Origin of the sequence: Serratia sp. JSRIV002 (assembly GCF_019968725.1) — a bacterium.
GTDB classification, from domain to species: Bacteria; Pseudomonadota; Gammaproteobacteria; order Enterobacterales; family Enterobacteriaceae; genus Chania; species Chania fonticola_B.
In genome coordinates, this window is record NZ_CP074143.1 from 3,507,881 (window position 1) to 3,531,595 (window position 23,715).

At 53.8% G+C, this 23,715-nt stretch carries 24 protein-coding genes; 6 read left to right on the plus strand and 18 right to left on the minus strand.

Going from position 1 to position 23,715, the window contains the following annotated elements; genetic code table 11:
* Nucleotides 1-65: 65 nt before the first annotated feature.
* The 9 genes from KGP26_RS16475 to ftnA all read right to left on the minus strand — a co-directional run bounded on the left by KGP26_RS16475 (nucleotide 66) and on the right by ftnA (nucleotide 7,653).
* Entirely contained in the window at nucleotides 66-608 is a 543-nt protein-coding gene (locus tag KGP26_RS16475; protein ID WP_059201044.1) for a fimbrial protein, read from the minus strand.
* A gap of 427 nt (nucleotides 609-1,035) precedes the next feature.
* Nucleotides 1,036-2,307, minus strand: a complete 1,272-nt coding sequence (gene umuC, locus KGP26_RS16480) for a translesion error-prone DNA polymerase V subunit UmuC (RefSeq protein ID WP_021806748.1) — start codon at nucleotides 2,305-2,307, stop codon at nucleotides 1,036-1,038.
* Complete coding sequence (umuD, locus tag KGP26_RS16485; protein ID WP_021806749.1) at nucleotides 2,307-2,729, minus strand: translesion error-prone DNA polymerase V autoproteolytic subunit; 423 nt, start codon at nucleotides 2,727-2,729, stop codon at nucleotides 2,307-2,309. The genes umuC and umuD overlap by 1 nt, the downstream gene beginning before the upstream one ends.
* 219 nt (nucleotides 2,730-2,948) lie before the next feature.
* Nucleotides 2,949-3,434 carry an anti-virulence regulator CigR family protein gene (locus KGP26_RS16490; protein WP_223499939.1) on the minus strand — a complete coding sequence of 162 codons (486 nt, stop codon included), beginning with the start codon at nucleotides 3,432-3,434 and terminating at the stop codon, nucleotides 2,949-2,951.
* Between the two features lie 310 nt (nucleotides 3,435-3,744).
* Nucleotides 3,745-4,617 carry an excinuclease Cho gene (gene cho, locus KGP26_RS16495; RefSeq protein ID WP_223535717.1) on the minus strand — a complete coding sequence of 291 codons (873 nt, stop codon included), beginning with the start codon at nucleotides 4,615-4,617 and terminating at the stop codon, nucleotides 3,745-3,747.
* A gap of 515 nt (nucleotides 4,618-5,132) precedes the next feature.
* On the minus strand, nucleotides 5,133-5,474 hold the full coding sequence (locus KGP26_RS16500; RefSeq protein WP_021806756.1) for a YebY family protein: 342 nt from the start codon (nucleotides 5,472-5,474) through the stop codon (nucleotides 5,133-5,135).
* A gap of 69 nt (nucleotides 5,475-5,543) precedes the next feature.
* Entirely contained in the window at nucleotides 5,544-6,425 is an 882-nt protein-coding gene (copD, locus tag KGP26_RS16505) for a copper homeostasis membrane protein CopD (protein ID WP_218519230.1), read from the minus strand.
* Nucleotides 6,426-6,428: 3 nt separating this feature from the next.
* Nucleotides 6,429-6,812 (minus strand): CopC domain-containing protein YobA, encoded by a 384-nt coding sequence (gene yobA, locus KGP26_RS16510; protein WP_024485865.1) that lies wholly within the window; start codon nucleotides 6,810-6,812, stop codon nucleotides 6,429-6,431.
* A 322-nt stretch (nucleotides 6,813-7,134) separates the two neighbouring features.
* Nucleotides 7,135-7,653, minus strand: coding sequence for a non-heme ferritin (gene ftnA, locus KGP26_RS16515; RefSeq protein ID WP_021806759.1), 519 nt, complete (start codon nucleotides 7,651-7,653; stop codon nucleotides 7,135-7,137).
* 388 nt (nucleotides 7,654-8,041) lie between these two features.
* Between ftnA and KGP26_RS16520 the strand changes: the two genes are divergently transcribed.
* Nucleotides 8,042-8,272, plus strand: a complete 231-nt coding sequence (locus KGP26_RS16520) for a DNA polymerase III subunit theta (RefSeq protein ID WP_021181054.1) — start codon at nucleotides 8,042-8,044, stop codon at nucleotides 8,270-8,272.
* A gap of 78 nt (nucleotides 8,273-8,350) precedes the next feature.
* Here the strand turns inward: KGP26_RS16520 and KGP26_RS16525 are convergent, their stop codons facing one another.
* From KGP26_RS16525 to KGP26_RS16535, 3 genes are all read right to left on the minus strand, one after another.
* Nucleotides 8,351-9,505, minus strand: a complete 1,155-nt coding sequence (locus KGP26_RS16525) for an IS481 family transposase (protein ID WP_371822128.1) — start codon at nucleotides 9,503-9,505, stop codon at nucleotides 8,351-8,353.
* Between the two features lie 382 nt (nucleotides 9,506-9,887).
* A complete protein-coding gene (pip, locus tag KGP26_RS16530) occupies nucleotides 9,888-10,877 on the minus strand; it encodes a prolyl aminopeptidase (RefSeq protein WP_051363733.1) in 990 nt (329 codons plus the stop codon).
* A 112-nt stretch (nucleotides 10,878-10,989) separates the two neighbouring features.
* Nucleotides 10,990-11,427 carry a TraR/DksA C4-type zinc finger protein gene (locus KGP26_RS16535; RefSeq protein WP_021806760.1) on the minus strand — a complete coding sequence of 146 codons (438 nt, stop codon included), beginning with the start codon at nucleotides 11,425-11,427 and terminating at the stop codon, nucleotides 10,990-10,992.
* A gap of 421 nt (nucleotides 11,428-11,848) precedes the next feature.
* On the opposite strand from KGP26_RS16535, the gene exoX reads away from it, so the two are divergent.
* Nucleotides 11,849-12,517: an exodeoxyribonuclease X gene (exoX, locus tag KGP26_RS16540; protein ID WP_021806761.1), complete on the plus strand. Its 669-nt coding sequence runs from the start codon at nucleotides 11,849-11,851 to the stop codon at nucleotides 12,515-12,517.
* Nucleotides 12,518-12,547: 30 nt separating this feature from the next.
* Here exoX and KGP26_RS16545 read toward each other — a convergent pair whose 3' ends face one another.
* The 4 genes from KGP26_RS16545 to dbpA all read right to left on the minus strand — a co-directional run bounded on the left by KGP26_RS16545 (nucleotide 12,548) and on the right by dbpA (nucleotide 16,882).
* Nucleotides 12,548-14,581 carry a S9 family peptidase gene (locus KGP26_RS16545; protein ID WP_223535843.1) on the minus strand — a complete coding sequence of 678 codons (2,034 nt, stop codon included), beginning with the start codon at nucleotides 14,579-14,581 and terminating at the stop codon, nucleotides 12,548-12,550.
* Nucleotides 14,582-14,739: 158 nt separating this feature from the next.
* Nucleotides 14,740-15,048, minus strand: a complete 309-nt coding sequence (gene yqfB, locus KGP26_RS16550; protein ID WP_021806763.1) for a N(4)-acetylcytidine aminohydrolase — start codon at nucleotides 15,046-15,048, stop codon at nucleotides 14,740-14,742.
* Nucleotides 15,049-15,087: 39 nt separating this feature from the next.
* The gene (locus KGP26_RS16555) at nucleotides 15,088-15,414 is read right to left on the minus strand and encodes a YebG family protein (RefSeq protein ID WP_021181047.1); all 327 of its coding nucleotides are present in this window, start codon (nucleotides 15,412-15,414) and stop codon (nucleotides 15,088-15,090) included.
* Between the two features lie 85 nt (nucleotides 15,415-15,499).
* Nucleotides 15,500-16,882, minus strand: coding sequence for an ATP-dependent RNA helicase DbpA (gene dbpA, locus KGP26_RS16560; RefSeq protein ID WP_021806764.1), 1,383 nt, complete (start codon nucleotides 16,880-16,882; stop codon nucleotides 15,500-15,502).
* A 211-nt stretch (nucleotides 16,883-17,093) separates the two neighbouring features.
* Between dbpA and purT the strand changes: the two genes are divergently transcribed.
* Entirely contained in the window at nucleotides 17,094-18,272 is a 1,179-nt protein-coding gene (purT, locus tag KGP26_RS16565; protein ID WP_166732764.1) for a formate-dependent phosphoribosylglycinamide formyltransferase, read from the plus strand.
* A gap of 37 nt (nucleotides 18,273-18,309) precedes the next feature.
* Here the strand turns inward: purT and KGP26_RS16570 are convergent, their stop codons facing one another.
* Both KGP26_RS16570 and KGP26_RS16575 read right to left on the minus strand, forming a co-directional pair.
* Nucleotides 18,310-18,552, minus strand: a complete 243-nt coding sequence (locus KGP26_RS16570) for a YoaH family protein (protein WP_223664297.1) — start codon at nucleotides 18,550-18,552, stop codon at nucleotides 18,310-18,312.
* A 63-nt stretch (nucleotides 18,553-18,615) separates the two neighbouring features.
* Nucleotides 18,616-19,623, minus strand: a complete 1,008-nt coding sequence (locus KGP26_RS16575; protein WP_223664298.1) for a glycosyltransferase — start codon at nucleotides 19,621-19,623, stop codon at nucleotides 18,616-18,618.
* 265 nt (nucleotides 19,624-19,888) lie between these two features.
* Between KGP26_RS16575 and pabB the strand changes: the two genes are divergently transcribed.
* From pabB to sdaA, 3 genes are all read left to right on the plus strand, one after another.
* A complete protein-coding gene (pabB, locus tag KGP26_RS16580; RefSeq protein WP_209526771.1) occupies nucleotides 19,889-21,262 on the plus strand; it encodes an aminodeoxychorismate synthase component 1 in 1,374 nt (457 codons plus the stop codon).
* Nucleotides 21,259-21,837, plus strand: coding sequence for a CoA pyrophosphatase (locus tag KGP26_RS16585; protein ID WP_021806769.1), 579 nt, complete (start codon nucleotides 21,259-21,261; stop codon nucleotides 21,835-21,837). The genes pabB and KGP26_RS16585 overlap by 4 nt, the downstream gene beginning before the upstream one ends.
* Nucleotides 21,838-22,209: 372 nt before the next feature.
* Nucleotides 22,210-23,574, plus strand: coding sequence for an L-serine ammonia-lyase (gene sdaA / locus KGP26_RS16590; RefSeq protein ID WP_021806771.1), 1,365 nt, complete (start codon nucleotides 22,210-22,212; stop codon nucleotides 23,572-23,574).
* Nucleotides 23,575-23,715 lie beyond the last annotated feature (141 nt).

Consider the following 23,715-nt stretch of genomic DNA (forward strand, 5'->3'; position numbering starts at 1 on the left):
GGCGCAGCATGTTGTCAGCAGACTAAAACCCACCGAGCGGTGGGTTAGAGATCGCTATTGATCAATCAGGCAGCCAGCTCAAATAAATAGAGCGTGTAGTCAACCTTGCTCGCCACATTACCCGGCGTTGCGCGGCCGGTACTGCAGAAGTTTGCGGCAAAGGAGGCATAAACCTCACCATCCATCACCGGGACAAACGCCGAACTGACCAGTTGAGAGTGACTCCCTGCCTGGACAATATCGCCTTGCTGGTTACGCAGTTGGATCTGCACGTTACCCGCTTCCGCCATATTAATCAGGCCGCCGGTGGCAGCATCAACCGTGGCACCCCCCTCAAAAAACACCAAGGCGTGAGTATATTGCTCCGGGATACCTGCAACGCGGATGTTAAATTGGTGTGGCATGGCCCTGTCGCCAGGATTTGCCAGCTGCACTTCGCTTACTGCACCAAGCTGCACGTAACCATTTTGCGTTTCGCTGCCGTTAACGCTGACGGTGAGGCCTGCATTGCGTGGCCGCTGTACAATAATGCCACCCTCTTCAATCCCCATGGTTTGGGCAACGATTTGTCCAGCAAAGTTGATGGTTCCATTGACGGTATTATTCATGATAAATATCCTTATCCTAATAAGAGAGCACAGTGAAACTGATGTTCCACCTGATTTAATTCGCAGTGTTTGTTCTGCTTAATTAAAGATTACCCACTTAATGATAAGGATTCCTTCTGTTACCGTTGTGCTGTCAATGGCAGGACGCTGATGCCGACGGATAAATCGCTGGGATTTTTGGTAGATATGATCTTTAACCGTGTGAGGGGCCGAACGCAGCAACTATCCTTCAAACTGGTGCCCCACAACGTTGAACACGAGCTGAAAGCCATCCTGAGTCGAGTTATGCAGCACCGGATCGATATAGTTGTAGAAAATGGCGGTTCCCGAGATAAAAGGCAAGACCCGCCCTTCGTCCGGGAAAGGATCAAACCTGTGAATACATTAACCACCACATTATGACGTAGTGGTCAGGGAAAAGCGCCGCTCAGTATACCCGAGCACGGGGCAAATCACTCAGCCTGGTGGTATAAGCCGGTGACAGCAGTTCACGCTTCATCGACCACACCTGCTGCGTTCCCTGACCAGCAAACCACAGCTTGGCCCGGCCCGAGTTATTGATGGAGTCCATCACCTTCATTAACTCTTCACTGCCATGCCGAGGCTGATATTCATCGAACATGTCGAGCTGTGCCACACCCTGGCTGAAAAAATCCTGCAGCATCACGCCACCCTTATCGAAGCGATGACCGGGTTGCCAAATGGCATCCAGACAGCGCATCGCGGCGGCAATAATATCGCGGGTGTCTTGCGTTGGCGTATTCAATTTTACGCTGGCCGAATTGCCGTAATAGGCCTCGTGAGTGGCGAACGGGCTGGTTTTGATCCAGGCGCTGACGTGCCGACAATACTGCCGTTCTGCCCTCAGCTTTTCTGCCGCTCGTGTGGCATATAAACAAATCGCCTGATGCATATGTTCATACTCGGTGATGCGCTCACCAAAGCTGCGGCTGCTGATAATCTGCTGCTTGGTTGGCGCAAACTCTTCCAGCTCAAGGCAAGGCTCACCACACAGTTCCCGTACCGTACGTTCGACCACCACACTGAAGCGTTTACGTATCATGGTGGTACTGGCATCAGCCAGTTGCAGCGCACTTTCTATGCCCATCGCGTTCAGCTTTTTTGCTATCCGCCGCCCAATGCCCCAGACTTCCTCTACCGGCACCTTATTCATCAGCTTACGCTGCCGCTCCAGGCTGGAAAGGTCGACCACGCCGTTGGTTTGTTTCACCCATCTTTTGGCGGCAAAATTTGCCAGCTTGGCCAGCGTTTTGGTTTGCGCAATCCCGACCCCGATCTTTAGCCTCGTCTCGCTCCGCACTTTGTCCCGGATCTGCCGCCCAAACAGCTCCAGATTGCCGCAATTAGGCACCGAGGAGAGATCGAGAAAGCTTTCATCGATAGAATAGATCTCAACGCGGGGGACCAACGCTTCCAATGCCGTCATCACCCGAGCTGACATATCGGCATACAGCTCGTAGTTACTGCTAAAAGCGACGCCTCCCGCCCGTTCCAACTGCTGCTTGACCTTGAAATACGGCCCGGTCATCGCCATCCCCAATTTTTTGGCCTCTTGGTTACGGGCCACCACGCAGCCATCATTGTTTGATAACACCACCACCGGGCGGCCACGCAGATCGGGCCGCCACAGCATTTCACAGCTGGCATAAAAGTTGTTCACATCGGCCAGCGCGTACATTACTTCAGCCTCGTAATAGTCGACACCACGACGCCGACGATATCTAAATCTTCAGCGCCATCATGTAGCGGGATTGGCTGGTAGTTGGGGTTCATCGGTTCGAGCTGCACGATTGGCCGCAGACATAACCGCTTTACCGTGAACTCCCCGCCAATGCTGGCGATCACGATATCGCCATGTTCGGCCCCAATGCTGCAATCGACCACCAGCATCGAGCCATCAGTAATGCCCGCCTCCAACATGCTTTCACCGGAGGCGTAGAGAAAATAAGTGGCATTCGGGTGGCTGATGCAATATTCGTTGAGATCGATCCTGGCATGGACGTAGTCCTGCGCCGGGCTTGGGAAGCCAGCAGGCACCCGATCGGAAAACAGTGGCAGGTACAATTTCTCTGGGGTTGGTGTTGGAACAAAGTGTTTCATCGGACATGTCTCTATACTGTGTTTTTATACAGTATAGATATGCCGAATGGTGGGAGGAAGAGAGATTTTCACCATGAATGATATGGCTATGATCGGTAAGGAAAGAAAGTTGGCCTCTCTGCCAATACTCATCATCGGCTAAGATAGGGGCCGCCGACATGTAACCATTGATTTATTGGGTAACTATCGTTGAAATAATTACCCAGAGCTGGCCAGTAGCTAGTCAAATACCCCATTGATGACAGAGGCAACAATAGCCGTGCTTAAGGCCACCAGGACTAAATCATTCCCGGCGATACGCCATTCATAGCCAGGATAAGATGGCAGTTGTCCCAGCATTGAAGCAGGCACCATTTTCTTGGCGATCCCTGGCGGCAATGGCTTGCCCCGTGCCAGGTTCTTGGCAATGCCGGGAGGTAAAGATTGATACCCGGTTAATCCATAGTTTACCGCCAGGGGCCGGACACGGTCATAATTGATATCCACGGTAACCAGATCATCATGACCGCTCTTGGCTTTTTTGCCTTTGTCTGAATGGTCTTTGCCTGAATTACCCTTCCCATGATTGTCGCCATGGTTAGCGGAATTACCATGCCCACCTCCATTACCATTACCATTACCATTCCCTGGATTGGCCATAACGGAGGCTGAGGAAGTGAACACGACCAACGCAAGTGCGAGGGCAGAACAGCGATGCTTGAGCATTTTAACTAACCTCAATGAGGGGGATACCCGATCAATCTAGCCCTCCCCTGACTACCGAGCAATATGGATTCATCTTAGAGTTGGTTTTATGCTAAGTTGATTCATGTGTTGCAGGGCTAACCAGGCGGGCTTTATGAAAATTATTGCAGGTACCCTTTTAGTCATCCTGCTGGCAGGATGCACTTCAGTCAGTGTTTCTGGCTCTGGCGGTAGTTCGGGGCGTTCAACGGCCACTATTGGTATCGGTTCTGGCGTCCGCCTTTGATGCAGGCACTCGCGCAGTCCTTCTGGCTGGTGCGAAGACGTTAACTCAGGTTTTTTCGTAGAGATCGATAATCTCGTACTCTCCGCCGATCACGGGTTTGCATAAAATTTTATAGCCATCGCTATCAAAGCCCGGCGCAGCAATCATTAACTCCCTCGCTTCATCCAGGCTATCTACTGCACCCAGCCATAACCAGTGGTGAATAATATGGTACTGCGCCATATCAGCCCCCTGCTCTCGCAAGGCGATCGGGCCACGCCACGGCCAGCACACCACTCGACTTTGCTCTAGTGCTGAAATCAGACGCTGCTGATGATCGGCCAAACTTTCTTTGCCACAACAAGCACCGGCGCAACGCTTCAGTGCCGAGCGAAAACATGGGCGACCCCGGCTCAACGGTTCAAGTCCTAACAGCCCATAGCAGAGTTGATGTTGGTCGGCGATAGACTGCAACGCCTGTAATGCTGCTCGCCGGTTGGCGAACAGCCCAAACAATCCGGCGTGCCGGGCAAAATCAACCTCTTTGGCATAAACCACCGTGGGTTTATCATCACTGAGTTGCAGTGCACACAGCTGCTTGTTGCGGCGCAGGCGTTTATTGAACAGCGGCTGCTGCTGTTTGATCAGTTGCGCTTCCAATAACAAGGCCCCAACTTCACCCGCCGTTCTGATAAAAGTGATACGCCTCGCCTGGCGCAGCATGGCCGCTTCGTCCGGGGTGCGCAAATGTGAAAGCACCCGGCTGCGAAGGTTCACGCTCTTACCGATGTAGAGCGGCATGGTCTCGCTTTCACCGTGGAACAGGTACACCCCAGGTAAAGGGGGCAAGCCTTCCAGCCATTGGCGTAGGTGTTCCGGGTATTGGTAGATAGCTTCTGCTTCAAACTCAAGCCTTGGTGCGGCAGAACGTCTGGTCAATCGTACTCTCCATACTGATTTTTTATACAGTATAGCGGTGTTGGGTGGGGGTTTGAAGGGGATTGTGGTCAATACAGCATCAATGATCGTCCCCCTCACCCTAGCCCTCTCCCTTTACAGATCAGGGACAGTACGTGCTACATGTTAATACAGTTCCAGCCCGCAGCTGAGGACTAGCTCCCTCTCCCTTTGGAAACGTTCATGTTGCCTAAGATGTGTTCGGGGTGAGGGGTGGCGGTTTTCGCGATGCAGTTAAAAACCCTTATAAATCATAAAAATAAAAAAAGACCGAGTACGATTCCTATACTCGGTCTAGGGAAAGGGCTCTTGGGAGAGAGCCGTGCGCTAAAAGTTGGCATTTATGCAAGGTTTGTTCAACCGTGCATTCTAAGAATAGTCCAAGGTGCCAGTTTTGCCAGCCCAGCGCACACAAGTGATAGTTACAAACAGAAATTAATTACGTACATCTCGTCACCACCCGTAAACTTTTGCATAAGTATCGGGTGGTTAGCTGATTAGTCAGCACACAATTTTTCTGCTCTTTCGCGGAAAGGTTGCACGCTCATTTTCTGGCCGGGGTGGTTTGCGTCATCCAGCAGGATCACATCCAGCGATTGAGCACGCTGTTGCCCCGCTTTCACCTGTGCTTCTGCTGCTTCATTGAGCGGATACTGCATCAGGGTGCTGTTGTTGAGCACGAACAAGGCAGCCCCTTTGCGACATTGCAGCGTGACTTCCTCTTTGGTGAACGCCCACTGTTTGCCGTACTCCAGCTTAGTGACGTTAACCAGTTTATCTGCCGCCAGCGCGCTCGACGCCGTTGCCAGCAGCGCAATACCAAGAATTACAGATTTCATGTTTTTGGCCTTAAGTTGCGATTTAAATCGATTTTCCCGCAGTTTGGGGGCATCCGGCAAGCCGCATTGTCATACCGGTGCATAGGTTGCAAATAAACTCACCAACAGCAGCACCGCTGCGCCCAACACCACCTCAAGCCAACAGGCGATCACCAACCCGCGCTGTGCCAGATTGGGGGAGGTGCGCATTGCGGGGACGATAACGTAACGGTTTGCCAATGCCACCATCACCATCAATGCCACCAGCCCGGCTTTAACTAACAACAAGCGTTGATAGGCGGAATCGAGATCGACTGGCCAGCGGCCAAGGATGATCAGGCTGTTGATTATACCCGTGACGATCACCAGCACCACGGCAACATGGCCCCAGCGGGAGAAACGGATCAGGGTGGCGATAGCATCACTACGCCACTGCGGTTGTGGCAAGTAGCGCAGGCAAAACAACAACGGTAATAGGCTGCCGAACCAGTAGCCTGCCGCTAACAGGTGCAAGGCGTGGTTAACGCGGTGTACAATCCCCAATATGCCCGCATGCATCGCCGCATGGCCGATAAACGCCATGTTGATCAGTAGCAGTGCCGAGCACAGCGCTAGCGCTTGCCCCCGCTTTGCCGCAGGCAACAGCAAGGCTAACAAGGCCAGCAGGGAAAAACCCAGATGCCAGCGCCAGGCCTCACCAAAGGTGGTGCCCAACACCGCCCACCATATGCTCAATTGCCAGGTATCCGCCCAGCCATCGCCCATCAATCCGGCCTGAATGGCCAGCATCAGCAAGGCGGTTAATGCGGAGATCCAGGTCGAGGCGAGCAGCAGCGGGCGCAAATCGCGGGTGATTATCGGGGAGAGGCGCTGTGGCGACAGGACGGCGGTGAACAGGCTGACGCCAAACATCAGCATCACCGCCGTAAAGTGCACAAAGCGACACAGCACAAACAGGGTCGCCAGAGTCATAGCTTAGTTAACGGTAAAGCTGTACTGACCTTTGGTTTTATGACCGTCAACGGAAACCACGTGCCAGCTGACCTGGTATTTCCCCGCAGCCAGTTCACTTTCAATCGGTACGTTAATCTGGGTGTTGTTGCTTGGATCCAGATCCAGCTTGCCGGTTTTAACCACGGCGTTATCTGGGCCGGTCACTTTCACACCGCTGAAGTTAGGCTCAATGCCTTCAGAGAAATTCAGCGTCAGCACTTTTGGCGCAGAGCTGACGGTGGCGTCTGCCGCCGGAGTCTGTACTTTCAGGTGGGCATGCGCCAACGCCTGCTGAGAAGACAAGCCGACAAACAGTACAAAAATGGTGGAAAGCAGGCGATAGGATGAACGAATTTTAGCGATCACGGAGGAGTCCTTTATCAATTATGTAGGTGATAAGGGCCAAGACCGGTTACGCGGAGCGATGTTTCCGCAGCCTCAACCCTCCACTGTGATTGCGCCACGGGTAAACAGCAGAAGGAGTGGGTAACTCACTGTTATAACTCTCTACCTCCCGGTAGCGTATCGCGTTAAATCATAACGACGGTGAATCGGCAAGTCGAGCACATCACTGATATTTTGCGATCTGGCAGCACGTATCGCTATAGCAGTTCGATAAACGCAGGGCAAAAAAAACCGCGTACGGTGAAAAGTACGCGGTTTTCAGATTGATGACAAAAGCGGGTTATCAGGCCTGGCCGTTACCGCTTACTGCCTCAGCACCCATTCTCTTCAGATCTTTATCAATGAAGAACAGTGCCTTGCCGCTGTTGCCTACCAGCGCCAACTTGTCCAGAACGGATTTGAACAGCTTCTCTTCTTCGTGCTGTTCGGCAACGTACCATTGCAGGAAGTTGAAGGTTGAGTAGTCTTGTGTGGTCATAGCCACGTGCGCCAGCTCATTGATTTGACGAGTGATCAGTTGCTCATGCTCGTAAGTCTGCTGGAAAACGTCCGCCAGTGATTCAAACTCTACCGGGGGTGCAGAAATGCTGCCAATCAGTGGCAATGCCCCGGTATCACTGAGGTAATCGAACAGACGCTGCATATGCTGCATCTCTTCGCGTGAATGTTCTTTGAGGAATGCGGCAGCCCCTTCGAAGCCTTTATCACTGCACCAGGCGCTCATTTGCAAATACAAATTGGCGGAATAGAATTCCAGATTCAGTTGCTCATTCAGTTTCGTGGTCATTGCTTGCGTTAGCATGAGGATCCCTATTATTTTTGCAGGTCATAAACTTAATTGATCGCATTATGCCTTGATTAACACAAAATAAAAACACTTGATTTACATTCATTTATTTAAATGAATATTTGCACATAAAATCAATTAGTTATGAAAAGCACCAAATTTAACATTAAATTATTATGATAATCATTTTCATCTTTATATTTGCAGGAAGACGAATCATTCTTATTTAACAAAATAAACCAACGTCATTAGGCTTAAACATTATATCACCCTGCTTTTTGTAATGACTCTATACTCAGAGTCTGAAGATACAGGGATATGTAGGCTTGAGAAACTTGCCAAGCGCGGCACGGTAGATTACCTTCTGCGCTGAGTTGCCGTTACACACAAGAAGGAGGATCCCATGGGTTACAATCTGGCAGAACTTTCCAAAGACGAAATGGACAAGGTGAACGTTGATCTGGCCGCGTCTGGAGTGGCATTCAAGGAACGCTACAATATGCCGGTGATCCCTGAGATGGTGGAACGTGAGCAGCCAAAGCATCTGCAGGACTACTTCCGCGAGCGTGTGATGCACTATCGCGTCGAATCACACAAATTCTCTCGCCTGCCTTACGAGCCTAAAATGAAGTAATGACCCCTCACCCTAACCCTCTCCCTGTACAGACCGGGGACATGGTAGACAGGTGTTCAAGGACATGGTGAACACTTTTTAACATCCTTTACCCATGATGATCGACCTATTTCTCAGGTCGATCGTCCCCACTTTCGTGCTGTACCACCATACCTCGTAGTAGCCCTCTCTCTCACTTTCCTTCAGTCCGACATATTCACCGATAAAGGCCTTGCCCACTTTCAGACCCATCCCTTTCAGGCTCAGTTTTCCACTGACATCCACTTTCCTGACCAAAACCCCCTCGTCATACTCGGCTGCCGCCGGATTGCCATTGTACTGTCGCGATGAAGGCTGATAACGGGACGCCGGTACCGCCATTGACAGGGCTTCGTGTGGACGCTCCAGGTTGTAGGTATTTCGCCAGGCGTCGAACACCTCCTGCAACTGCGCGGCATGGGTAAACCACCGTCCCTGCAGGAGCTCTGCCTTCAGGCTGCGGTGGAAGCGCTCCAGCTTACCCTGAGTCTGAGGATGATAAGGCCGAGAGTGACCCACTCGGATACCCTGACGCATCAGCCACAGTTCCAGCGCGGTCCAACTGCCCGTCGTGTCGCCCCAGGGGGCCCCATTATCCATGGTCATTCTCTCCGGCAAGCCATAACGTTCGAACACCGCTATCAACTGAGACTGCACGGTGACACGTCGTTCGTCCGGGCAGTGCGCCAGACAGAGCGAGAAGCGCGAATGGTCATCCAGCAAGGTCAGCGGATGACAACGCCCTTCGGCGAAGGGGAAGTGGCCTTTAAAGTCCATCTGCCAGAGTCGGTTCGGTGCGTCATGTTCAAAGCGTCCGACGGTGGGCGTCGGTGACGGACCGCCCGGTAGCAGGTCATGGCGGCGCATGAGGTTATGCACGGTGCTGGCGGCCGGTAACGTATGCCCCTGCATCTCGAGCCACCGCTTGAGCTTGCGCGCGCCCCACATCGGATGGGTCAGGTGCGCAGCGCGGAGATGTTGGACAACGGTGTCAGAGGTTCTGCTGGGGGAATGGTGTGGCACTCGAGAACGTTCGTTCAGACCGGCCCTCCCATCAGACTGCCAGCGATGTAACCACTTGTATGCGGTAGCAGGCGCTATGCCGAACTGGCGGCATAGCGCACGGATATTAGCGCCTTCTTGCGAGGCGAAAAGCACAAACTCGGTACGTAATGACATGGCAGATCTCTCATCCCACGGCATAAGCAACTCCACTCAGAAGTACTCATACCTATGTTGTAAGTGTCTACCATGTCCCCGAACAAGTGTTCATGATGTCCCCGGTCTGTACACTCCCACAGGGAGAGGGAACCGATCGAGTGTGTTTAAAATTTCTCGCGACTCACCTTGGATCAGGAGGCGATCGATTTTGCTAAAGTTACCGATTTACCTCCAAATGGGGGACCGATCGAGTGTGTTTACAATTTCTCGCGACTCACCTTGGGTCAGGAGGCGATCGATTTTGCTAAAGTTACCGATTTACCTCCAATAACGTCTCCCTCTCCCAGTGGGAAAGGGTTGTGCAAAACGGTCGGTAGCCAGCAGAGGAGGCGACCGATTTGCTAAAGTTACCGATTTACCTCCAAATGAGCAGGGACTAACAGCTCCCTCTCCCTATGGGAGAGGGTTGGGGTGAGGGGCCAGCAAAACGGTCGGTAGCCAGCATCAGCTGGTGCAAAATACCCGGTTCATCCGTGGAGTGCCCTGCCCCTTCGACAATATGCAGTTCAGCCTCAGGCCAAGCCTTGGCCAGATCCCAGGCGTTTTGCACCTGGCAGGCCATATCGTAACGGCCATGGACGATCACTGCAGGAATATGACGGATCAGCGGGACGTTGCTCAGCAGTTGGTCATCGCTGTCGAGAAAGCCCTGATGGCTAAAGTAGTGGTTCTCAATACGAGCAAAGGCCAGCGCGAAATCATCTTCGCCAAAGGAGGCGGAAGCACCGCTTGGCAATAGCGTTACCGTTTCCCCTTCCCACACGCTCCACAGTTTGGCAGCCTCAAGCTGCACTTGCAGATCCGGTGAAGTCAGGCGTTGACGGTAGGCAGTAATCACGTCCTTGCGTTCTTCCTCCGAAAGGATAGACAGCACCCGCTCCCATTTATCTGGGAAGAAGCGGGAAGCGCCGTCTTGATAATACCAACTCAGTTCCTGCTTACGCAGCGTGAAGATCCCCCGCAGCACCATCTCGCTGACGCGTTGCGGATGCGTTTGCGCATAGGCTAGCGCCAGCGTGGAACCCCAGGAGCCACCAAAGACCAGCCACTGGTCCACTCCGGCCATGACACGCAGTCTTTCGAGATCGTCGACCAGATGCCAGGTGGTGTTATTGTCCAGGCTGGCATGCGGTTTGGAACGGCCACAGCCGCGCTGATCGAACAACAAAACCTTATAGCGTTGCGGGTCGAACAGCTGGCGATGATAAGGTGCGCTACCACCGCCAGGCCCACCGTGGATAAAGACCGCAGGCTTACCGTTTGGATTGCCGCTCAGCTCCCAGTAGATCCGGTGCCCATCTCCAGTATCCAGCCAACCGCTGTCATAGGCGGATAATGGCGGGTACAAACCTCGTAATTGTTCCATGGCGCGTACGTCTCTCTGTGAGTGATACCTTCATCAAAGCCGAAGCCGCTCATCAGGTCAACGGTAAAACGCGAAAACCTCCACCTATACCAACATGTTAGTGCGCGTTTGCTTAAAATGAAGTCGACTTGCTTTTACGCATATGGGGTTCGCGCATTTCTTGTGCGGTTTTGGCTTCAATACTCAGCTCTGCCGTGGGGCGCAATAACAGGCGTGGCAGGCCAATAGGCTCACCCGTTTCAAGGCAATAACCGAAATCACCGGTTTCCAGGCGCTGCAGGGCGGCGGCCATTTTGGGCAGCAGGCGGGTTTCCCGATCCAATTGGCGGAACAGCAGGCGCAGATCTTCTTCGCGCGCGGCTTTATCCGCTTCGTCACCACTGATATCGCCGCTGTCGATATCACGTTTCAGCACGTCGATGTGCTGCCAGAGTTTTTGTTGCTCGTCCAATAGGCGTTGGCGGAAAAACGCCCGCTGCTCCGTATTCATGTAATCAGATTCTGGCATCGCCAGCAGTTGTTGCTCGCTTAATAATGTCATGACTGTCATGGCACACTCCGTGTACATAAGTTTGTTACATTATAACATTTTTAACACATAAAGGTTAATAATAAATAATCATTGGATAAACAAGGCGTTGACGTTTCCATACCCTTTGCTGCTTGCATATGATGGTCGCTAGGGGGTTAATGGTCCGGCAAGCCACCCAACCATAGGTTAACCAAGAGGCCATCATGAGTAAGGGAATGGACAGCAAGAAAAATGCGAAGAAGAAGCCGTTGAAAACCCCAGCCGAGAAAAAAGCGGAGAAACGTTCCAAAAAAGGACAGGCGTCTACATCTGGTGAGTAAATCAGTTTCTGACCGTAGTTAAACCCGCCGAGGCGGGTTTTTTGTTGCCTGCGAAAAGACAGGTTGGCATCGCAACCCCATATCGTTAAGCTAGGCAGTAGACTTTAGCTGGGAACATCATGATGTTACGTGTAATCGATACTGAAACCTGTGGGCTAGACGGCGGCGTAGTGGAAGTCGCTTCCGTTGACGTGATCGACGGGCAAATCACTAATCCGATGAGCGACCTGATCAGCCCAGACCGGCCTATCGGCCTGGACGCCATGGCCATTCACCACATCACCGAGCAGATGGTTGAGGGCAAGCCGCGTATCGCCGTCGCCATTGGGCGTTATCAGGGCAGCCAATATTATGTTGCGCACAACGCCGCCTTTGATCGTGCCATGCTGCCGGAAATGAACGGTGCCTGGATTTGCACCCTCAAGCTGGCACGTACGCTGTACCCAGACATTAAATATGGTAATCAATACCTGCGCTATGCGCTGAATCTGGATGTACAACTGCCGCAGGATACCGCGCTTTATCCACACCGCGCACTGTACGACTGCTACGTCACCGCCGCACTGCTGCAACGCATTGTGCAAGACTCCGGTTGGACGCCAGAACAGATGCTGGAAATCACCGAGCAGCCGGTATTGTTGAAAAAATTCAAGTTCGGCAAATATCGTGGGCAATCTATTGAGCAGGTTGCGCTGGACGATCCTGGCTATCTGCGTTGGATGCTGAAATCCATCGACGATCTCAGCCCGGATATGAAACACACGTTGAAATACTATCTGTTGGGTTAATCAGGCGGGCAGTCTCCTGCCCGCGATGATTTATTCCGCCAGCGCCAGAATAAACGCATATTCCAGCGCAATATCTTCGTAAGCCTTAAAGCGCCCAGACTTGCCGCCGTGGCCGGCATCCATATCGGTATACAGCAGCAGTTGGCGATCGTCGGTTTTCAACTCACGCAGTTTCGCTACCCACTTGGCAGGCTCCCAATATTGCACCTGCGAATCATGCAGCCCGGTGGTGACCAGCATATGCGGATAATCCTGCGCTTTCACCTGGTCGTAAGGGCTGTACTGCAAGATGTAATCGTAATACGCCTTGTCGTTTGGGTTGCCCCACTCGTCATATTCACCGGTGGTGAGCGGGATGGACTCATCCAACATGGTGGTGACGACGTCTACAAACGGCACCTGAGCCACTACGCCATTGAACAGCTCAGGAGCCTGGTTGACTACCGCGCCCATCAGCAAGCCACCGGCACTGCCCCCCATCGCGAACACCCGGTCAGCATCGCCATAGCCCTGCTCTACCAGCGCCTTGGTGACGTCGATAAAGTCGTTAAAGGTATTTTGCTTGTTGAACAGCTTGCCGTCTTCATACCAGAGCTGCCCCAGCTCGGCACCGCCGCGAATATGCGCCAGCGCGAAGACAAAACCGCGATCCAGCAGGCTGAGGCGGCTGGCACTGAATGCAGGATCCATGCTGCTGCCATAGGAGCCGTAGGCATAGACCATCAGCGGGTTCGTCCCATGTGCGAAGCGGTCAGCACGGTAAACCAAAGATACCGGTACCTCAACGCCGTCACGGGCTTTCACCCACACGCGCTCGCTACGGTAATCTTCCGCCGTGAAGTTTTTCACTTCCTGCTGCTTGAGCAACTCCCGCTCGCCGCTGTCCAGATTCAGCTCATACAGCGTAGTTGGCGTGGTCATGGAGGAATAGCCGTAACGCAGCAGCTCGGTTTCCGGGTCTGGATTGTAAGCCAGCCATGTGACATAGGTCGGATCGTCAAAAGCGATGCGCTTGTCTTCACCGCTCTGCCAGTGGATTTGGCGCAGCTGGGTCAGCCCGGCGATGCGCTCCTCCACCACCAGCCAGTCACGGAACAGGCTGAACCCTTCGAGCATGACATCGGTGCGCGGGGCAATCAGTTCCTGCCATTGGCTTTCCTCAGCCTGCTCGCTCTGATACAGGCCAAAGTTCTTGCCGTTTCTGTTAGAACGAATGTAGAAATGCTCACGGTAGTGATCGATGGCATATTCGTGATCTTTGCGGCGCGGCGCAAACATCTGCGGCTTGCTGTCTGCACTGTTCGCATCCAGCAGCAGGATCTCTGAGGTGGTGGTGCTGCTGAGGTGGATCAGAATAAAGCGCTCGGAGGTGGTTTTTTCCAGGCTGACGTAGAAAGTGTCATCCTGTTCCTCGTAGATCAGCACGTCCTGCTGCGGATCGCTACCCACCACGTGGCGATAGACCTGATACGGCAGCAATGTCTTGGCGTGTTTACGCACGTAGTAGACGGTGGCGGAGTCATTCGCCCACTCGAAGTTGCCAGAGGTGTTTTCCAGCACCTCATCGGCCCAGCTATCGTCGCGTAGGTCCTTGAAACGGATATCGTATTGGCGGCGTGACAGGAAATCCTCCGCCACGGCCAGGCGCTGGTTGTCCGGGCTGACATCCAACCCGCCCAGCGTATAGAATTCGTGCCCTTCCGCACGCTGGTTGCCATCGAGCAAGGTGTCCCAAAGCTCGGTAGCCGCTGCAGGCTGGCGCACATACAGCGCATATTCATTACCCGGCTCATAGCGGGTCTGATAGCGGAAACCACGCCTGACGTAAGGTACGGAATGTTCCTGCTGTGGGATGCGCGCGACCATCTCCTGATACAGAGTTTCACGCAGCGCCTGTTGCGGCTTTAGCTGAGCGTCGGTGTAGGCATTTTCGGCCCGCAAATACTCCAATACCTGAGGATCGGTACGTTCGTCATCGCGCAGCCAGTAGTAGTCATCCACACGCGTGTCGCCATGGATAGTGATGGGATAAGGACGTTTTTCTGCCTTGGGAGGTGTCATCATTGCTAAATCATCCGCTTACTTTGATTAAGGCAAGAATGACACGAATTTCACAAGGTTAACAAGCCGCGTAAGTAAATGGGCGCAGCATGCAGCGCCCCTACGCAGTGAACCGGTTAGGTTTGTCAGCATCTCATCGCAATGTGAGATGGCGTACCGCATCAGCGCTTGGTAAACGCGATGACAAACAGCTCATCCAGCCCTGGGTAGATATCCTGGATCACCTGCTTGAGTTCGCTGAGCGTCATATTCTCCTGCTGCGCATGTTCACGCGTTAGCTCATCCAGGCGCACCGGCGTTACCGACTTTACCTCGATATAACAGAAAAATACGCCGTCTTCGTTACGGCTGACGCGCAGCACCTCGTTCGGCTGGAAGTCAGCTTCGCTGGCATCCCGAATGGTGATGGTTTTGCGCCCGGCCAGAATATCTTGCTCAAAACGGCTGAAGAAGGTTATCTCACGGGACATGCTGGATCCTTGGTTATCATCATGTTGCTGTACCACTGCTTAGGCGGCCTGCTGCTCTTCTGACGCAGCGCCTTCTTCCGGAGCGGCGGCAGGTTTCTCACCTTTGGTTTTGGCTGGTTTTTTGGCGGCTTCTTGCGGGGCACCACCACGCAGGATCTGCGCCAGCACATCTTTGTGTTCCGCCAGGAAGAAGCTCAACCCTTCACGCTGTTCTTCTTCCAGCGAGACTGGCGCTTGCTGCAACCATTCACCGAGGCTATCGGCCAGATCCAACATTTTGTCGTAGGCATCGGCTTCTTTCTTGTTTGCGAAAGTCATTTTTTCCTCACCGTTTCTCACTACTACATATTTCACTTCAACAGCCATGAGCATCTTCCTCAAAGGTTATGATACTGTATTTTTATACAGTATAGAGTGATTTCGGGCAGGGCTGCAAGCGCCCTGCCGTTTATTATTTCAACAGCCGCACTTTGCAGCTCTTGCCTTTGATCTTACCTTGCTGAAGCTGTTGCAGTGCCTTACGGGCGCTGGCCTTACGGATAGCCACATAGGCATGCACCGGGAACATGTCGATCTTGCCGACTTCTGCCGCCGTTAGCCCGGCGTCACCGGTCAACGCCCCAAGAATATCGCCAGGGCGGATTTTTGCCTTGCGGCCACCGTCTATGCAAAGGGTGACCATTTCCGCTTCCAGCGGCGCGTTAGACGCCCCGCTCAGCTCAGACACCGGCGACCATTTTGCGCGCATGGACAGATACTCTTCGAGAGCATGAACACGCACCATTTCCTGCGGCGTACACAGGCTGATTGCCAACCCGCTCAGACCGGCACGACCAGTACGGCCAATACGGTGGACGTGAACCTCAGGGTCAAACGACAACTCGTAGTTGACCACCAGCTCCAATTCTTTGATATCCAAGCCACGCGCGGCCACGTCGGTCGCCACCAATACACGGCAACTACGGTTGGCAAAGCGAACCAGCACCTGGTCACGATCGCGTTGTTCAAGATCGCCATGCAGCGCCATGCAGCTGATATCACGGGCTTCCAGCGCTTCATACACGCTCTGGCAATCACGCTTGGTGTTACAGAACACCACGCAGGACGCGGGCTGATAATGGCGGATGGCGCTCACCAGCACCGCAGGGCGTTGATCGCGAGTGGTTTCATAGAAACGTTGTTCGATAGAGGCTTGCTCATCGCCATCTTCAACTTCCACATTCAGTGGCTGGCGTTGCACACGGGCGCTAATACGCTCAATGCCCGCCGGATAGGTGGCAGAAAATAGCAGGGTCTGGCGCTGTGGCGGCGTGTAGCTGATCACATCATCGATATCATCGGCAAAGCCCATGTCCAGCATGCGGTCGGCCTCATCCAGCACCAGCACGGTCATCTCGTCCAGCACCAGGGTTTTCTTGCGCAGATGCTCCTGCACACGGCCCGGCGTACCCACCACAATGTGCGGCGCATGCACCAGGGAGTCGAGCTGTGGCCCCACCGGTTGGCCACCACACAAAGTCAGTATCTTGATGTTCTGGGTAAAGCGGGCCAGGCGACGCAGCTCTTTGCTCACCTGATCGGCCAGCTCACGCGTCGGGCACAGAATAAGCGCCTGGGTGGCCACTTTGGCAACGTTGATTTTATCCAGCAGGCCGATGCCAAATGCCGCCGTTTTACCGCTACCGGTTTTCGCTTTGGCACGTACGTCCTGCCCGTTCAGGATGGCAGGCAGCGCTGCGGCCTGTACCGGCGTCATTTCGGCATACCCCAGTTCGTTGAGGTTGGCCAACTGTTCAGCTGGCAGCGGCAGGGAAGAAAAAGAAACTGTGCTCACGGCAATAACTCTTATATAGCAAGTGGAAAGGCGGCGCTGCGCTTGGCTGGCACCGGATCAGGCGCAGATGATAACAGAGTTGGTGGGGTTTCCGGATTTCGGCGTTAAAAAAAGCGGTTATTATGCACCGCTGGTCGTACGCAATCGTTTTCGTATATACTGCGCGCTCAGTGTCAGACCCGTGAATTCATTCAGATCCAGGTATCAGACTATGTTAACTATTGGAACCGCCCTGCGTCCTGCCGCCACCCGCGTTATGCTACTCGGCTCAGGCGAGCTGGGCAAAGAAGTGGCCATCGAATGCCAGCGTTTAGGCTTGGAAGTGATTGCCGTTGACCGTTATGCCGATGCCCCAGCCATGCATGTGGCACACCGCAGCCACGTCATCAATATGCTGGATGGCGCGGCGCTAAAAGCGTTGATCGAACAGGAACGCCCCGATTTTATCGTGCCGGAAATAGAGGCTATCGCCACCAGCATGCTGGTTGAGTTGGAGCAACAGGGCCATAATGTAGTCCCCTGCGCCGAAGCCACACGTCTAACCATGAACCGTGAAGGTATTCGCCGTCTGGCCGCTGAAACGCTGGAGCTGCCAACCTCCAGCTACCGCTTTGCCGATAACGAGCAAAGCTTCCGCCAAGCGGTGGCCGAAATTGGTTACCCTTGTATCGTCAAGCCGGTGATGAGCTCATCCGGAAAAGGGCAAAGCCTGATCCGTGAAGAGCAGCAACTGGGCGCAGCATGGGATTACGCACAGCTCGGTGGGCGCGCTGGCGGAGGCCGGGTCATTGTTGAAGGGCTGGTCAAATTTGATTTCGAGATCACTCTGCTGACCATCAACGCCGTCGATGGCGTACATTTCTGTGAGCCTATTGGCCACCGTCAGGAAGATGGGGATTACCGCGAGTCCTGGCAGCCGCAGCGGATGTCTGAGCTGGCATTAAGCCGTGCTCAGGGGATTGCCGCCAAGGTGGTTAACGCACTGGGTGGATTTGGCCTGTTCGGCGTGGAGCTGTTCGTCTGCGGTGATGAGGTGATTTTCAGCGAGGTCTCTCCACGCCCGCACGACACCGGCATGGTTACGCTGATTTCGCAGGATCTGTCCGAGTTTGCGCTGCACGTGCGCGCTTTCCTTGGGCTGCCGATTAACGCGATACGCCAGTTCGGGCCCGCCGCCTCTGCGGTGATCCTGCCGGAGCTAAGCAGCGACAACGTGCGCTTCAGCGGGTTGGAGACGGCACTGAATGGTTATAATCAGGTGCGGTTATTCGGTAAACCGAACATCGAGGGCAAACGCCGGATGGGCGTTGCACTGGCCGTTGCGCCAGAAGTAGAGCAAGCGGTAGAGCTGGCCAAACAGGCTGCTGCTGCGGTGACGGTGCAAGGGTAAACCGGTTGGGGGTTCGGGACGCCGACCCCCGCTAACGTCAGTAGTTTTCGTCGTCTTCGCTATCTTCGTCCAGATACTCGGTCGGTTCTTCCTGCTGCTGTTCTTCTTCTTCATCGTCGAACATCACGCTAACCTGATCGCCCTCATGTTTTTCGCGGATTTCTTGCGCCACAGTCGCGATGGCCTCTCCGCTGCTCATGCCCTGCCCCATCAGCAGATGGATACGTTCAGCAGCTTCCTGCTGTTCTTGGTGACTCAGTGACGGCATACCTGCAAGCATGTCTTTCTCCCCGGTAAAATAGGCATGAATTATACGCGCTAACGACGCAGATCCCTACACCTGTTATTCGCTGGCCCGCAAGGGGGTCGCGTTATCAATGCGCCACTGTTTTAAGCGATGCAGCCACAGCATCACATGCCAGGTCTGCTTGATACCTCGCATATTGTCGATCATCATCCGCTGAATGCCGCGCCGGTAGAAATCTTCAGCAATCTGTTGTTGTGCCTGCAATTCGGGCTCACGGCGAATACTATGGCAAATCCCCAGCGCTTCACGCGCGATTTGCCAGTGGAAGGCCGCACAAATCGGGACCTTGCTGCTGTAACGCTGATTCAGCGCCACCAGCATTTCGACGATTTTCATATAGTGACGCTGATACTCGACGTTTGCCTGCCCGGTACGCCGACGGTTGCTGATCGAGCGGTCGTGTACCCGTTGGCGATATAGCGGTTTGCTCAGGTATTTCACTCGTTGAGCATTGAACATTACCTCGGTGGTCCACGGGATATCCTGGTGGTGTAAACCAGGTTCGAAATAAAGTTGGTGCTGCTTGATAAAATCCAGGCGATACACGGCTAACCACACCACATGAATAAAGCGTCGTGATTTCAACGCCATTTCCAACCACTGCGCGCCAGAAATAACCGCCGTATCTTTCAAGCGCCCAACAGGAATAATGGGGTTCACATCACCATTATTTGCAAAATAGCGTTCTCCGTTACATTGCATCACGTCTAATTGATGTTCTTCGGCTAATGTAAGCAGCGTTGAATATATTTTTGGATGCAATAAGTCATCGGCATCGGGGAAGGCAACATATTTGCCACGGGCCACGGCCAGCCCAGCATTGCGGGCATTGGAAACCCCTGAATTGGGCTGGTCGATGACCTTGATATGCGGATGCTGCGCAGCGTAGCGGTGCGCGATCTCTCCTGATCCGTCGGTGGAACCATCGTTAACGATGATCACCTCCAACTGCTGCTCATCTTGCGCCAGCAATGAATTCAAGAAAGGAATAAATAGCTCCCCTACATTATGCAAAGGAACAATAACGCTTAATTTTAATGACATTGCCGCCTCACCTGCAGAATGATTTTCGGGTGAAAAAGATAATTTTGAATTTATTTTTACTTATTAGAGCATTCATCGCGGAAATTTATTCCGGTGAATATAGGCGAGATTTTTACATGTTATAATATGGCAGACGTGGCAAAAAATGCTCCATTTACGCTTGGTTTACTTTTCATCCGGCTAATCTGTAAGCAGCACCCTATAGCGTAATGTGGCAGAATGGCTGCCAACACCGCTGTTTACGTAAGTCAGGTTGATTGATCCTATGAATGTCACCGCCCCAAACCTTAAATCGTTACCCTATACGCGCGAAGCCGTATTAACGCTGTTCGCTCCATTGGCACAACGGCCTTGGGCTATGCTGCTGCATTCAGGCTTTGCCGAGCACCCGCATAACCGGTTTGACATTCTGGTGGCAGAACCGCGCACCACGCTGACGACTTGCGGTGCCAGCACCGAGATCCAGCAGGGAGAGACTCGCAGTCACTCACCGGAAGATCCCTTTGTGCTGTTGCAGCAACAGCTAGATGCTCTCAACCTGCATCCGCCACTGAACGGCGAACTGCCCTTTCAAGGGGGAGCGCTGGGGCTATTTGGCTATGATTTGGGGCGACGTATCGAAGCATTGCCGCAGTTGGCACAGGCCGATATCAAGCTGCCGGATATGGCGGTGGGTATTTATGACTGGGCCCTGATCGCCGATCATCATCAGCAAAAACTGACCCTGCTCAGCTATGGGGATGTAGAACAGCGCTGGCAATGGCTTAACCAGCAGCGGGTTGTGCCACAGCCCCCCTTCGCACTGACCGGCAACTGGCAGGCCAACATGACGCGCCAACAATATGGCGAAAAATTCCGGCGGATCCAGAGCTATCTGCGCAGTGGCGATTGCTATCAGATCAATTTGGCTCAGCGTTTTTCCGCCCCGTACCAAGGGGACGAATGGCAGGCATTCCAGCAGCTAAGCGCCAGCAACCGTGCACCGTTCTCCGCGTTCCTGCGCCTGCCCGCCAACGCGGTGTTGAGCGTTTCACCAGAACGTTTCCTGTGGTTGGCCGATCGGCAGATCCAGACCAGGCCCATCAAAGGCACACTACCCCGCCTTGCCGATGCCGCGCTGGATGCAGAACAGGCACAAAAGTTGGCCAATTCCCCCAAGGACCGGGCCGAAAATCTGATGATTGTCGATCTGCTGCGTAATGACATTGGCCGTGTGGCAGAGCCTGGCAGCGTCAAGGTGCCGGAACTGTTCGTGGTTGAGCCGTTCCCGGCGGTACATCATCTGGTCAGTACCATTACGGCCACCCTGCCCGCTAACCGCTCGGCTAGCGAGCTGTTGCGCGCCTGTTTTCCCGGCGGATCGATTACCGGCGCGCCCAAAGTGCGGGCAATGGAAATCATCGAAGAACTGGAGCCACAGCGCCGTAATGCCTATTGTGGCAGCATTGGCTATCTCAGCGTTTGCGGTACCATGGACACCAATATCACCATCCGCACCCTGATTGCCGAAAACGGGCGCATCAGCTGTTCTGCAGGTGGTGGCATCGTTGCAGATAGTCAGGAACAGGCGGAGTATCAGGAAACCTTTGATAAGGTAGGCCGTATCTTGCCACAGCTGGGGGAGTTTACCGTTTCGTGAGCCATCAGGACTATCCGGCCTCATTGGCCGATTTTATCAGCCGCTTTCAACTGCAACAGCCGCAGGCGATGCAGATCTCCCACAACTCGCGTCCAGCCGCCGTGCTGATCCCGATCGTTTGTCGGCCAGAACCGACCCTGTTGCTCACCCGCCGCGCCGATTCACTGCGTAAACACGCGGGTCAAGTGGCCTTCCCCGGCGGTAAAACCGATGCTGAAGACGGTTCTCCCATCGTTACCGCACTGCGTGAAGCGCAGGAAGAAGTGGCGATCCCGCCGCAGCGGGTGCACATCCTCGGCCAGTTGGCCCCGCTCGACAGCAGCACCGGTTTTCAGGTGACACCGGTGGTGGGCCTGATCCCGGCAGATGTGGCGTTTCATGCCAACGAAGATGAGGTCGCCGAGGTGTTCGAAATCCCGCTGCAAGAAGCGCTGCGGCTCTCACGCTATTATCCGCTGGACATTCATCGTGGCGGCCACGCACATCGAGTCTATCTTTCCTGGTATCAGAGCCAGTTCGTCTGGGGTCTGACGGCCGCGATTATTCGCCGCCTGGCACAGCAAGTCAGCCTTTGAATCGGGCATTTTTTGAGACATACATCACGTTAAAGCCGGGATTACCTATCGTTTTGAGTATAAAGCGATCGCTATCACTCCAGCAGTCTGTTTTATCAACTACCGTTACCGCTATCGATGTTTTAAAAAAACTGTAAACTCTCTCTTCAACCTTACGAAATACCTGTAAAATAGCCACGACCGGAATAAACCACTAATATTATAAGGATTACCCCGGTAGCGTTTTAAGGCGTTAACAGCAATACCAAGGATTACTTTATTTCATGCGAAAAGGGCCGCAAAACCCGTACGGCCCTTTTACACTATCGCCGTTCCCTGCGCGGTTTTTAACCGCAGCAGCCATAACAATATGCCTCTTTAAGGAGTTTTAGCGTGATTAGCGTTTTCGACATGTTTAAGATCGGCATCGGCCCGTCCAGCTCTCATACGGTTGGACCGATGAAAGCCGGCAAACAGTTTGTCGACGATCTGGTAAACGAAGGCTTGATGCCTTCCGTCACGCGTGTTGCCGTCGATGTTTACGGCTCACTCTCATTGACCGGTAAAGGTCACCATACCGATATCGCCATCATTCTCGGCCTGGCGGGCAATATGCCTGATACCGTCGATATCGATGGCATTCCAGGCTTTATTCGCGATGTTGAGCAACGTCAACGCCTGATGCTGGCCAACGGCCTGCACGAAGTCGATTTCCCCCGCGACGGCGGCATGGTATTCCGTAGCGACAATATGCCGCTGCACGAAAACGCCATGCAGATCCATGCCTTTGCTGGCGACAAGCAGATTTACAGCAAAACTTATTACTCCATCGGTGGCGGGTTTATCGTTGACGAAGAACATTTCGGCAAAGCCGAAAGTAATGAAATCTCGGTTCCCTATCCGTTCCACTCGGCAAGTGAAATGTTGGCCCACTGCAACGCCACCGGTCTGTCCCTCTCCGGGATGGTCATGCAAAACGAACTGGCACTGCATAGCAAGCAGGAGATCGAAGCCTATTTCGGTAACGTTTGGCAAACCATGCGCGCCTGTATCGATCGTGGTCTGAACACCGAAGGCGTACTGCCTGGTCCTCTGCGGGTTCCACGCCGCGCCTCCGCCCTGCGCCGCTTGTTGGTTTCCTCAGACAAACTGTCCAGCGACCCAATGAACGTGATCGACTGGGTCAACATGTTTGCGCTGGCGGTGAACGAAGAGAACGCCGCCGGTGGCCGCGTGGTGACCGCCCCAACCAACGGAGCCTGCGGGATCGTCCCTGCGGTGCTGGCTTACTACGATCATTTCATCGAGTCCGTCAGCCCGGAAACCTATGTCCGTTACTTTATGGCATCCGGTGCGATTGGCACGCTGTATAAAATGAACGCCTCAATTTCCGGTGCCGAAGTGGGCTGCCAGGGCGAAGTTGGTGTGGCCTGTTCAATGGCCGCTGCGGGCCTGGCCGAGTTGCTTGGCGGCAGCCCTGAGCAGGTTTGCATCGCCGCCGAAATCGGCATGGAGCATAACCTGGGCTTGACCTGCGATCCCGTTGCCGGTCAGGTACAGGTCCCTTGCATCGAGCGCAATGCCATTGCCTCGGTGAAGGCGATCAACTCGGCGCGTATGGCATTGCGCCGCACCAGCGAGCCGCGTGTGTCGCTGGATAAGGTGATCGAAACCATGTACGAAACCGGTAAAGACATGAACGCCAAGTATCGTGAGACCTCCCGTGGCGGTCTGGCGATCAAGGTTCAGTGTGACTGATTAAGTCTGTCCCCCCTCGTCATCACCGGCGAGGGGGAACGGCTGAAAAAGCCTGAACTGGCTACGCAACCGCGTGCTGCGCACACTCAGAGAATCAATAGATTAGCTGGGGAAAAACCTCGTTGCCCCGTACAAATTCAG

Excerpts from the sequence above, each read along its gene's own strand:
- KGP26_RS16475 (WP_059201044.1), bottom strand. The coding sequence starts at position 608 with ATGAATAATACCGTCAATGGAACCATCAACTTTGCTGGACAAATCGTT.
- umuC (WP_021806748.1), bottom strand. The coding sequence starts at position 2,307 with ATGTACGCGCTGGCCGATGTGAACAACTTTTATGCCAGCTGTGAAATG.
- umuD (WP_021806749.1), bottom strand. The coding sequence starts at position 2,729 with ATGAAACACTTTGTTCCAACACCAACCCCAGAGAAATTGTACCTGCCA.
- KGP26_RS16490 (WP_223499939.1), bottom strand. The coding sequence starts at position 3,434 with ATGCTCAAGCATCGCTGTTCTGCCCTCGCACTTGCGTTGGTCGTGTTC.
- KGP26_RS16500 (WP_021806756.1), bottom strand. The coding sequence starts at position 5,474 with ATGAAATCTGTAATTCTTGGTATTGCGCTGCTGGCAACGGCGTCGAGC.
- copD (WP_218519230.1), bottom strand. The coding sequence starts at position 6,425 with ATGACTCTGGCGACCCTGTTTGTGCTGTGTCGCTTTGTGCACTTTACG.
- ftnA (WP_021806759.1), bottom strand. The coding sequence starts at position 7,653 with ATGCTAACGCAAGCAATGACCACGAAACTGAATGAGCAACTGAATCTG.
- KGP26_RS16520 (WP_021181054.1), top strand. The coding sequence starts at position 8,042 with ATGGGTTACAATCTGGCAGAACTTTCCAAAGACGAAATGGACAAGGTG.
- pip (WP_051363733.1), bottom strand. The coding sequence starts at position 10,877 with ATGGAACAATTACGAGGTTTGTACCCGCCATTATCCGCCTATGACAGC.
- KGP26_RS16535 (WP_021806760.1), bottom strand. The coding sequence starts at position 11,427 with ATGACAGTCATGACATTATTAAGCGAGCAACAACTGCTGGCGATGCCA.
- exoX (WP_021806761.1), top strand. The coding sequence starts at position 11,849 with ATGATGTTACGTGTAATCGATACTGAAACCTGTGGGCTAGACGGCGGC.
- KGP26_RS16545 (WP_223535843.1), bottom strand. The coding sequence starts at position 14,581 with ATGATGACACCTCCCAAGGCAGAAAAACGTCCTTATCCCATCACTATC.
- yqfB (WP_021806763.1), bottom strand. The coding sequence starts at position 15,048 with ATGTCCCGTGAGATAACCTTCTTCAGCCGTTTTGAGCAAGATATTCTG.
- KGP26_RS16555 (WP_021181047.1), bottom strand. The coding sequence starts at position 15,414 with ATGGCTGTTGAAGTGAAATATGTAGTAGTGAGAAACGGTGAGGAAAAA.
- purT (WP_166732764.1), top strand. The coding sequence starts at position 17,094 with ATGTTAACTATTGGAACCGCCCTGCGTCCTGCCGCCACCCGCGTTATG.
- KGP26_RS16570 (WP_223664297.1), bottom strand. The coding sequence starts at position 18,552 with ATGCTTGCAGGTATGCCGTCACTGAGTCACCAAGAACAGCAGGAAGCT.
- KGP26_RS16575 (WP_223664298.1), bottom strand. The coding sequence starts at position 19,623 with ATGTCATTAAAATTAAGCGTTATTGTTCCTTTGCATAATGTAGGGGAG.
- pabB (WP_209526771.1), top strand. The coding sequence starts at position 19,889 with ATGAATGTCACCGCCCCAAACCTTAAATCGTTACCCTATACGCGCGAA.